This is a genomic window from Burkholderia sp. BE12 (assembly GCF_002959955.1).
GTDB lineage: Bacteria > Pseudomonadota > Gammaproteobacteria > Burkholderiales > Burkholderiaceae > Burkholderia.
The window spans coordinates 17,978-27,314 of the sequence record NZ_PREY01000054.1; the positions used below are offsets into that span (position 1 = coordinate 17,978).

At 66.0% G+C, this 9,337-nt stretch carries 8 protein-coding genes; 2 read left to right on the plus strand and 6 right to left on the minus strand.

What is annotated here, in order from left to right:
• Positions 1-35 precede the first annotated feature (35 nt).
• Both poxB and C4B30_RS33745 read right to left on the minus strand, forming a co-directional pair.
• On the minus strand, positions 36-1,757 hold the full coding sequence (gene poxB / locus C4B30_RS33740) for a ubiquinone-dependent pyruvate dehydrogenase (protein ID WP_105133615.1): 1,722 nt from the start codon (positions 1,755-1,757) through the stop codon (positions 36-38).
• A gap of 237 nt (positions 1,758-1,994) precedes the next feature.
• The gene (locus tag C4B30_RS33745) at positions 1,995-2,522 is read right to left on the minus strand and encodes an Lrp/AsnC family transcriptional regulator (protein WP_027782137.1); all 528 of its coding nucleotides are present in this window, start codon (positions 2,520-2,522) and stop codon (positions 1,995-1,997) included.
• Between the two features lie 149 nt (positions 2,523-2,671).
• Between C4B30_RS33745 and mdeB the strand changes: the two genes are divergently transcribed.
• Positions 2,672-5,401, plus strand: a complete 2,730-nt coding sequence (gene mdeB / locus C4B30_RS33750; RefSeq protein ID WP_105133616.1) for an alpha-ketoglutarate dehydrogenase — start codon at positions 2,672-2,674, stop codon at positions 5,399-5,401.
• A gap of 60 nt (positions 5,402-5,461) precedes the next feature.
• Here mdeB and C4B30_RS33755 read toward each other — a convergent pair whose 3' ends face one another.
• From C4B30_RS33755 to C4B30_RS33765, 3 genes are all read right to left on the minus strand, one after another.
• Positions 5,462-5,935 (minus strand): RES family NAD+ phosphorylase, encoded by a 474-nt coding sequence (locus C4B30_RS33755; protein WP_089501123.1) that lies wholly within the window; start codon positions 5,933-5,935, stop codon positions 5,462-5,464.
• Complete coding sequence (parS, locus tag C4B30_RS33760) at positions 5,932-6,435, minus strand: type II RES/Xre toxin-antitoxin system antitoxin (protein ID WP_199779103.1); 504 nt, start codon at positions 6,433-6,435, stop codon at positions 5,932-5,934. The genes C4B30_RS33755 and parS overlap by 4 nt, the downstream gene beginning before the upstream one ends.
• 110 nt (positions 6,436-6,545) lie before the next feature.
• Entirely contained in the window at positions 6,546-7,046 is a 501-nt protein-coding gene (locus C4B30_RS33765; RefSeq protein ID WP_105133618.1) for an Lrp/AsnC family transcriptional regulator, read from the minus strand.
• 197 nt (positions 7,047-7,243) lie between these two features.
• Here C4B30_RS33765 and C4B30_RS33770 point away from each other — a divergent pair, with 197 nt between their 5' ends.
• The gene (locus C4B30_RS33770) at positions 7,244-8,260 is read left to right on the plus strand and encodes a 1-aminocyclopropane-1-carboxylate deaminase (protein ID WP_105133619.1); all 1,017 of its coding nucleotides are present in this window, start codon (positions 7,244-7,246) and stop codon (positions 8,258-8,260) included.
• A gap of 197 nt (positions 8,261-8,457) precedes the next feature.
• Here C4B30_RS33770 and C4B30_RS33775 read toward each other — a convergent pair.
• Positions 8,458-9,337: hypothetical protein (locus tag C4B30_RS33775; RefSeq protein ID WP_105133620.1), on the minus strand; the 880-nt coding region annotated here is incomplete at its 5' end.

Below are 9,337 nucleotides of genomic sequence, written 5' to 3' on the forward strand. Positions count from 1 at the left end.
CGCGCCACGCTCGCCGCACGACGCGCGACACACCGTCACCGCAGGTTGGTTCTCGCGAGTTCGACGATCTCGTCGCCGCGCCCGCTGAGGATCGCGCGCAGCATGAACAGGCTGAAGCCCTTCGCATGCGCGAGTTCGATCTTCGGCGGCATCGCGAGCTCGTACTTCGACGTGACGACGTCGACCACCGCCGGCCCGTCATGCTCGAACGCCGTGCGCAACGCGTGCTCGACATTCTCCGAATGCTCGACGCGCACGCTGAAAATACCGGCGCCCTTCGCGATCGCCGCGAAGTCGGTCGGGCTCAGGTCGACGTTCGTGTCGAGATAGCCGGCCGCCTTCAGCTCCATCGACACGAAGCCGAGCAGGCTGTTGTTGTACACGACGATCTTGATCGGCAGGTTGAGCTGGCGCGCGCTCAGCAGATCGCCGAGCAGCATCGACAGCCCGCCGTCGCCCGACAGCGACACGACCTGCCGCCCCGGATGCGCGCCCTGCGCGCCGAGCGCCTGCGGCATCGCATTCGCCATCGACCCGTGGTTGAACGAGCCGTGCAGTTGCCGCTTGCCGTTCATCGTCAGGTAGCGCGCGGCCCACAGCGTCGGCGTGCCGACGTCGGCCGTGAAGATCGCATCGTCGGCCGCGACTTCGTCGACGATCTTCGTCAGGTACTGCGGATGGATCGCGCGGCCCGGCGGCTCGGCCACCGCGAGATCGTCGAGCCCCTTGCGCGCGGCTGCGTAGTGCTTCAGCGCGTTCTCGAGGAAGCGCCGCTGGGTCTTGCGCGTGAGCCGCGGCAGCAACGCCGCGATCGTTTCCTTCACGGTGCCGACGAGCCCGAGCGCGAGCGGCGCGCGATGGCCGAGCTGCGAACCCTTCCAGTCGATCTGCGCGACCTTCGCGTTCGACGGATAGAACGGCCGGTACGGAAAATCCGTGCCGAGCATCAGCAGCGTGTCGCACGATTCCATCGCGTGATAGCCGGAGCTGAAGCCGATCAGCCCCGTCATCCCGACGTCGAACGGGTTGTCCCATTCGACGAACTGCTTGCCGCGCAACGCGTGCACGACCGGCGCGCCGAGCGTGTCGGCCAGCGCGACCACTTCGTCGTGCGCGCCCTGCGTGCCGCTGCCGCACAGCAGCGTGACCGCGTCGGAGCCGTTCAGCAATGCCGCGAGCCGGTCGAGATCGGCATCGGCCGGCAGGATCGACGGCGGCGCCGATTCGCTCCACGCCGGCGCTTCGTCCGGGCCGTCGCCGAGCGCGATGTCGCCCGGCAGCACGATCACCGCCACGCCGCGTTCCTCGATCGCGGTGCGCATCGCGCGCGCCAGCACGCGCGGGAACTGCGACGCGTTGGTCACGAGCTCCGCGAAGTGGCTGCACTCGCGGAACAGCTCCTGCGGATGAGTTTCCTGGAAATAGCCGAGCCCGATTTCGGTCGACGGAATGTGCGCGGCGATCGCGAGCACCGGCTGGTGATTGCGGTGGCAGTCGTACAGCCCGTTGATCAGGTGCAGGTTGCCGGGGCCGCAACTGCCCGCGCACACCGCGAGCCGCCCGGTCGAGGCGGCATCCGCGCCGGCCGCGAACGCGGCGCTTTCCTCGTGCCGCGTATGCATCCAGCGGATCGCCCCGATCTGGGCCAGGCTGAACGACAGGCCGTTCAGGCTGTCGCCCGTCACGCCCCAGATGCGCTCGACGCCCGCCGCAGCCAGCGTTTTCGCCAGGTATTCCGCCATCGTCTGTCTTGCCATCACGCCCTCACTCGTTGATTGATCGAGACATGCATCAACCGGCCGTGCGCTCGTACGCATCGCCGACCGGACGAGCATACGCGACTGGCCCGCGCCGCGTCGCGACGGTGCAAGCGGGCCGATTCCCGTAGGAGGCGCACACATGCGATTGGTTCGATCCGGCGCCGCGCCGCGCGGCCGGTGTCATCGCTTCGTCACCGTCGCGCAGGCGAATGGACAGGCTGGCTGGCGCCGCGCTCAGCTCCAGTCGGACGCCGACTCGTCCGGATCGACGAGCGTGAGGCCCGCCGCCGGCAGGGGCAACGCGGTCTTGTAGCGCACCTGCTTCAGCGCGAAGCTCGACCGGATGTTCGATACGCCGGGAATGGTCGTGAGACGCTCGATGATGAAACGCTCGAGCGTGCGCATGTCGGGCATCACGACGCGCAGCAGATAGTCGGCGTCGCCCGACATCAAATAGCACTCCATCACCTCGGGCCGCTGCGAGATCGCTTCCTCGAAACGCTGCAGCGCATCCTCGACCTGCTTCTCGAGGCTGACCTGGATGAACACGTTGATCCGCAGCCCGAGCGGCTCCGGATCGAGCAGCGTGACCTGCTGCCGGAACAGCCCGAGCTTCTCCAGCGCACGCACGCGGTTGAAGCACGGCGTGGTCGACAGATTCACCGCGCGCGCCAGTTCCGCGTTCGTGATCCGCGCGTTCTGCTGAAGCTGGTTCAGGATGCCGATGTCGATGCGGTCGAGCCGCTTGGGGGACGCGCTCATGGTTTGAATATTCCTTCCATCATGACGATGGCAGAATATTTACACTATTCCGCAGCAAATTCCCAATGAAATCAGACGCCTATTCTGTCGATCGACGCGTAGCATGAGCCCCATTGATGCGTGCCTCCGCCGGCGCGCGGGAGACTCACATGACGGATCTGTCGAACGGTATCGAACACGCGCAGCGCGCGGCCCTCGCGCGCGTCGATGCGGACCCGGAAGAAACCGCCGAATGGCTCGACGCACTCGATGCGGTGGTCGCGCACGTCGGCCGCGACCGCGCGCAATACCTGTTCGACCGCCTCGCCGAGCATGCGCGCGCGAGCGGCCTCGCGTCGCCGCGCACGCCCGTCACACGCTACCTGAACACGATTCCGCTCGCCGAGCAGCCGCCGTATCCGGGCGACCTCGATCTAGAGGAACGGCTGTCGGCGGCGCTGCGCTGGAACGCGCTCGCGATGGTGGTGCGCGCGAACCGCGCGTACGGCGAACTCGGCGGCCACATCGCGAGCTATGCGTCGGCGTCCGACCTGTTCGAAACCGGCTTCAACCACTTCTTCCGCGCGGCGGCGCCCGCGAGCGGCGACGCATCCGGCGCGGCCGGCGGCGATCTCGTGTACTTCCAGCCGCATTCGTCGCCGGGCGTCTACGCGCGCGCATACCTCGAAGGCTTCCTCACCGAGGATCACCTGAAGCATTACCGCCGCGAAATCGCCGGCCCGGGCCTGTGCTCGTATCCGCACCCGTGGCTGATGCCCGATTTCTGGCAGTTCCCGACCGGCTCGATGGGCATCGGCCCGATCAACGCGATCTACCAGGCGCGCTTCATGCGCTACCTGCAGCATCGCGGCCTCGCGAACACCGCGGGCCGCACCGTGTGGGGCTTCTTCGGCGACGGCGAGATGGACGAACCCGAATCGCTCGGCGCGCTGTCGCTCGCCGCCCGCGAGGGGCTCGACAATCTCGTGTTCGTGATCAATTGCAACCTGCAGCGGCTCGACGGCCCGGTGCGCGGCAACGGCCGCGTGATCGACGAACTCGAAGCGCAGTTCGCGGGCGCCGGCTGGAACACGATCAAGGTGCTGTGGGGCTCCGACTGGGATCCGCTGTTCGCACGCGATCACGCGGGCGCCCTCGCCCGTGCGTTCGCCGAGACGGTCGACGGCCAGTTCCAGACCTTCTCCGCGAACGACGGCGCATACAACCGCGCGCGATTCTTCAGCCAGGACCCTGCGCTCGAAGCGCTCGCCGCACAGCTCACCGACGCGGAGATCGACCGCCTGCGCCGCGGCGGCCACGACGCGCGCAAGCTGCACGCGGCGTATGCACGCGCACTCGCGCACCGCGGCCAGCCGACCGTGATTTTCGCGAAGACGATGAAGGGTTACGGGATGGGCGCCGCCGGCCAGGGCCGGATGACGACCCATCAGCAGAAGAAGCTCGACGTCGACGATCTGAAGGCGTTTCGCGACCGCTTCCGGTTGCCGCTGTCGGACAGCGACGTCGAACAGTTGAAGTTTTACAAGCCAGCGGAAGACAGCCCGGAAATGCGTTACCTGCATGCACGCCGGGCTGCCCTGGGAGGCTATCTGCCCAGAAGGCGGAGAGTGGCGTCGAAGGGGCTGACCGTCCCTTCGATGCCGGCCTGGGGAGCGTTCGCGCTGGACGCGGCCGGCCGCGAGATGTCGACGACGATGGCGCTCGTGCGCATGCTCGCCGCGCTGATCAAGGATCGCGACATCGGTTCGCGCGTCGTGCCGATCGTCGCCGACGAGGCGCGCACGTTCGGCATGGCCAGCCTGTTCCGACAAGTCGGCATCTACTCGCCGTTCGGCCAGCGCTACGAGCCGGAGGATCTCGGCTCGATGCTCTACTACCGCGAGGACACGCGCGGCCAGATTCTCGAGGAAGGCATTTCGGAAGCGGGCGCGATCTCGTCGTGGATCGCGGCCGCGACGTCGTACAGCGTGCACGATCTGCCGATGCTGCCGCTCTACATCTACTACTCGATGTTCGGTTTCCAGCGCATCGGCGACCTGATCTGGGCCGCGGCCGACCAGCGCTCGCGCGGCTTCCTCGTCGGCGCGACGTCCGGGCGCACCACGCTCGGCGGCGAGGGGCTGCAGCACCAGGACGGCAGCAGCCATCTCGCCGCGTCGACGATTCCGAACTGCCGTGCGTACGATCCGGCGTTCGCGTATGAAGTCGCGATGATCGTCGATGCCGGCATGCGCGAGATGGTCGAAGCGCAGCGCGACGTGTTCTATTACGTGACGGTCACGAACGAGAACTACGCGCAGCCGTCGATGCCCGGCGGCGATGCGTCGGCATTGCGCGAAGGCGTGCTGAAGGGGATGTATCCGCTGTCGGCGGAATCGCACGCGAGCACGCGGGTGCAGTTGCTCGGCGCGGGCGCGATCCTCGGCGAAGTCATCGCCGCGCAACGGATGCTGAAGGACGACTGGGGAATCGACGCGGCCGTGTGGAGCGTCACGAGCTTTACCGAACTGCACCGCGACGGGATGGAGGCCGAACGGCTGTTCCGCCTCGACGACGCACCGGTCGTGCCATACGTCGCGCAGGTGCTCGCCGCATCGCGCGGGCCGGTGATCGCCGCGACCGATTACGTGCGCGCGGTGCCCGAACTGATCCGCGCGTACATACCGCGCCGCTACGTGACGCTCGGCACCGACGGGTTCGGACGCAGCGACACACGCGATGCGTTGCGTGCGTTCTTCGAGGTCGATCGCGCGAGCATCGTGCTCGCTGCGTTGAAGGCGCTGGCGGATGAAGGCGAAGTCGGCGCCGATGCGGTGCGCGCGGCGCGCGAACGGCTCGGCAAGGCTCCGCGGTCGGACCTCGCGCCATGGCAACGCTGATCGGGCGATACGAACGGACGGCGGCCAACGGCAGCTCTTCGACCAGCGCGAGTCGATCGCCTAGCCGAAGAGACGGGGGTCCAGCGCGAACGCTTCTTTGCCGACGACTTTCACACTCGACGCAAAATCCGCATGCATCGGGTTCAGCAGCAAATTGAAGTCGGTCGGGCAGACGACTGACGGCACGCGCATCGCCAGCTGCTCGCCCGCTTCAAGCCAGGCCTGCCCGATCCGGGCAGTCGACTCCGGATCCCGTGACAATGCCGCCCAATCGTCCGGCAGGTTCGGCTGGTACGCGTCGTCGTGGACGGTGTCGGGCACGTCGAGCGTCACCAGGAAAAATCCGCCTGCGGGAAGCAAGCCGGACAGATGAACGAGCGCCTCCAGCAACGACGTCGACGCATGGCAGCAGGTGTACAGCACGCGCATGCCGCGAGGATTCCAGCGGCCCCCCGTGATCGCCGCACCGTTCCCGCTCAGGTCGTCCGCCAGATAGCGGCCCTTTCGTTCTTTCGCGAGACGGTACAGCCTCACGCAGCGACCCCGAACTGTGCACGGTTCAGAATATCCCGCACACGGTCGTAGCCAGGCTGCACGTCGAGCACTTCAATCGGCTTCAAACCGTCAAGCTCCGCGTTCGCCCGGCTCATCCACTCCGCTGCGCGCTTGCCATCCTCGAACAGATCGGTGGCGAGATCCAGCACATAGAGCACGCGCGCCACGCGATCGGACTCGCCTTGCGACAGCCGATCGTGCTTGGCGATTTTTCGCAGAATGGTCGAACTGGGCAGGCTCAGCGCATTCAAGAGGGTTTGAACCGGCACCCCGAGCAACTCGCGCGCCACGCGCTCGATGATGGCCGCGTCGAATCCATCGGCGATCGTGCGCCGCTGCGACATCGGCGCCATCCGGCGAAAGGTGTCGAAATCGCCCTTGCCCGTACCCAGACCGTTCGCGCTGCCCGCTGCCTTTGCGGCGCGGGAAGCGGCCGCCCGCTTGGCCGGCTGGCGGCTCGCAGATGAGGTTGCCGTCATGACGACTCCCGAATGGGTTAATTAATTCTCCCATTGTACTCTCTCAATCGGGAATTTTCCATTATCCAAATGGCATAGCCGTCGCCGCCGGAAATCGACGCCGCGCCGCGCTACACCGGCAGCACATGCGTCGACAGAATCTCCTTCAGCACCATGAATGACCGCACCTGACGCACGCCCGGCAGATAGATCAGTTGCTCCGCGTGCAGCCGGTTGAAGCTCTCGTTGTCGCGCGTGCGCACCAGCATGAAGTAGTCGAATTCGCCGGTCACGACGTGGCATTCGACACACCCCGATACCTTCTGCGCGGCCTTCTCGAACGCGGCGAACGCCTCCGGCGTCGAGCGGTCGAGTACGAAGCCGATCACGACGAGCATGCCGGCCCCGAGCGGCTTCGGATCGAGCAGCGCGACGATCCCGCGAATCATCCCCATCTCCTTGAGCCGCTCGACGCGCCGCAGGCACGCCGGCGCGCTCAGCTTCACCTTGGCCGCGAGGCTCACGTTCGAAATCGACGCGTCCTGCTGAAGCTGCCTGAGGATCGCGCGATCGATGCGATCGAGCGCGGGCGCGGCATCGGCCGACGTCGACGAGCGTTCACTTAATTTCATTGCGTCATTCCCCATTTTTTCGAATCGGAATTGCTCGATTGATGTTCGATTCGTTATCAACGTAGGCCGACGATATTTATTTCGCAAGCTCATTTCTCGCCTGCAGGCCTATCATTTTTTCATCGGGAGACGGCGCGCCGGCTCCTCCCGAGCGCACCGATTCCCGGGCAACCCCCGCCTTTCCAGAGACAGATTCGATGAACCTGCAACGCTTCCCCCGTTATCCGCTGACGTTCGGCCCCACTCCGATCCAGCCGCTGAAACGCCTGAGCGCACACCTCGGCGGCAAGGTCGAGCTGTACGCGAAGCGCGAGGACTGCAACAGCGGCCTCGCGTTCGGCGGCAACAAGACCCGCAAGCTCGAATACCTGATCCCCGACGCGCTCGCGCAGGGCGCGGACACGCTCGTGTCGATCGGCGGCGTCCAGTCCAACCAGACGCGGCAGGTCGCGGCCGTCGCCGCGCATCTCGGGATGAAATGCGTGCTCGTGCAGGAGCATTGGGTCAACTTCGACGATCCCGCGTATGACCGCGTCGGCAATATCCAGTTGTCGAGGATGATGGGCGCCGACGTGCGGCTCGTGGCGGACGGTTTTGACATCGGCATTCGCCGAAGCTGGGAAGAAGCGATGGAAAGCGTGCGGCAGGCGGGCGGCCAGCCGTATCCGATTCCGGCTGGCTGTTCCGAGCATCCGCTCGGCGGGCTCGGGTTCGTCGGGTTCGCCGAAGAAGTGCGCGCGCAGGAGGCACAGCTCGGCTTCAAATTCGACTACGTCGTCGTGTGCTCGGTGACGGGCAGCACGCAGGCGGGCATGGTGGTCGGCTTCGCGGCCGACGGGCGTGCCGATCGCGTGATCGGTATCGATGCATCGGCGAAACCGGAGCAGACGCGCGAACAGATCACACGCATCGCGCGGCATACGGCCGAGCTGGTCAGTCTCGGCCGCGATATCGTCGAACAAGATGTCGTGCTCGATACGCGGTATGGCGGTCCCGAGTATGGCTTGCCGAGCGATGGCACGCTGGAAGCGATTCGCCTATGCGCACGGCTGGAAGGCATGCTGACCGACCCCGTCTACGAAGGGAAATCGATGCACGGGATGATCGACAAGGTAAGGCTTGGGGAATTCGAGCCGGGGTCGAAGGTGCTGTATGCGCATCTGGGCGGGGCGCCGGCGTTGAGCGCGTATAGCGAAATTTTTCGTAACGGGTGACGGTGCTTTTCGAGACAGTTCGCACTCGATGCCCTCGGTGCCCCACACCGACACACGTACAAATTGAAATGCCACCGGTGAGCCGGCGGCAAAAGATGCGTCCACGGATGCGGCGCACCTGAGGCACTCGATTCAATGCATGCGGATCATGCTCGACGGAACGACCCGCGCGATGCAGCAGCGCGCAACGCGCCCGCTCAGTTCTGTGTGAGCGGATCTAGCGTCGTGCACAGGAAGCCGGTGCAGTTCTTCGGCGTGAAATAGAACGACGCCATCACCGGCGAGGAAACGCCGAGCGCGATATCGCTCAGATACGCAGCGCCCTGCGCACCGAACGTATTGGCTTGCTGCACGAAGCTCGCGCCGGTCGACTGGATCGCAGCCGACTGGTACGAGAAGGTCGGCGACTGCGTCTGGTCCTTCACGTAGATCCACGAGATCGCCGTGCCGAATGCCATCCCGCCCTTCGCGCGATAACCCTTCGTCCCTTCGCTATTGGCCTGTGCGATGAAGTCGCTGACGCTCGACGTCGGCGCCAGCGCGTCGTACGTGTAGGTCGCATTCGACGCGTTGTTCTTCATGTACACGTTCGCCTGCACGGCGCCCACCATCATCGGGCCGAGGAACCAGTAGCCCGACTGGCCCTGCCCGTTCGCCTGTGTGAGGAACGCGTTCGCATCGGCCGGCAGGCCCGTCGTCGTATACGTGTAGGTGGCAGACGAACCGCCATCCTTGCGATAGAGATCGCCGTAAGTGAGCGGTCCTTCGTAGCGGTAGCCGCTCGCCCCTTGCGCGTTGGCCGCATTGACGAAGGACGTCATGTCGGCCGGCGCCGTCTGCAGCTGGTACGTATAGGTCTGCACGGTGCCGTCGTTCACGAAGATCGATTGCGTGCCGCCGGCGCCCGAAGCGTAGAAGTAGTCACCCAGATACCGATAGCCCTTCGCGCCTTCACTGTTGACCAGCGCCAGGAAGCTCGCCCTGTCGGCCGCAACAGGTTGCGCCTCATAGCGCCAGGTCAGCGTGTTGCCGCTCGAGCCGCCCGAACCGCCGGTGCCACCGGACCCCGTCCCGCCC

Excerpts from the sequence above, each read along its gene's own strand:
- poxB (WP_105133615.1), bottom strand. The coding sequence starts at position 1,757 with ATGGCAAGACAGACGATGGCGGAATACCTGGCGAAAACGCTGGCTGCG.
- C4B30_RS33745 (WP_027782137.1), bottom strand. The coding sequence starts at position 2,522 with ATGAGCGCGTCCCCCAAGCGGCTCGACCGCATCGACATCGGCATCCTG.
- mdeB (WP_105133616.1), top strand. The coding sequence starts at position 2,672 with ATGACGGATCTGTCGAACGGTATCGAACACGCGCAGCGCGCGGCCCTC.
- parS (WP_199779103.1), bottom strand. The coding sequence starts at position 6,435 with ATGACGGCAACCTCATCTGCGAGCCGCCAGCCGGCCAAGCGGGCGGCC.
- C4B30_RS33765 (WP_105133618.1), bottom strand. The coding sequence starts at position 7,046 with ATGAAATTAAGTGAACGCTCGTCGACGTCGGCCGATGCCGCGCCCGCG.
- C4B30_RS33770 (WP_105133619.1), top strand. The coding sequence starts at position 7,244 with ATGAACCTGCAACGCTTCCCCCGTTATCCGCTGACGTTCGGCCCCACT.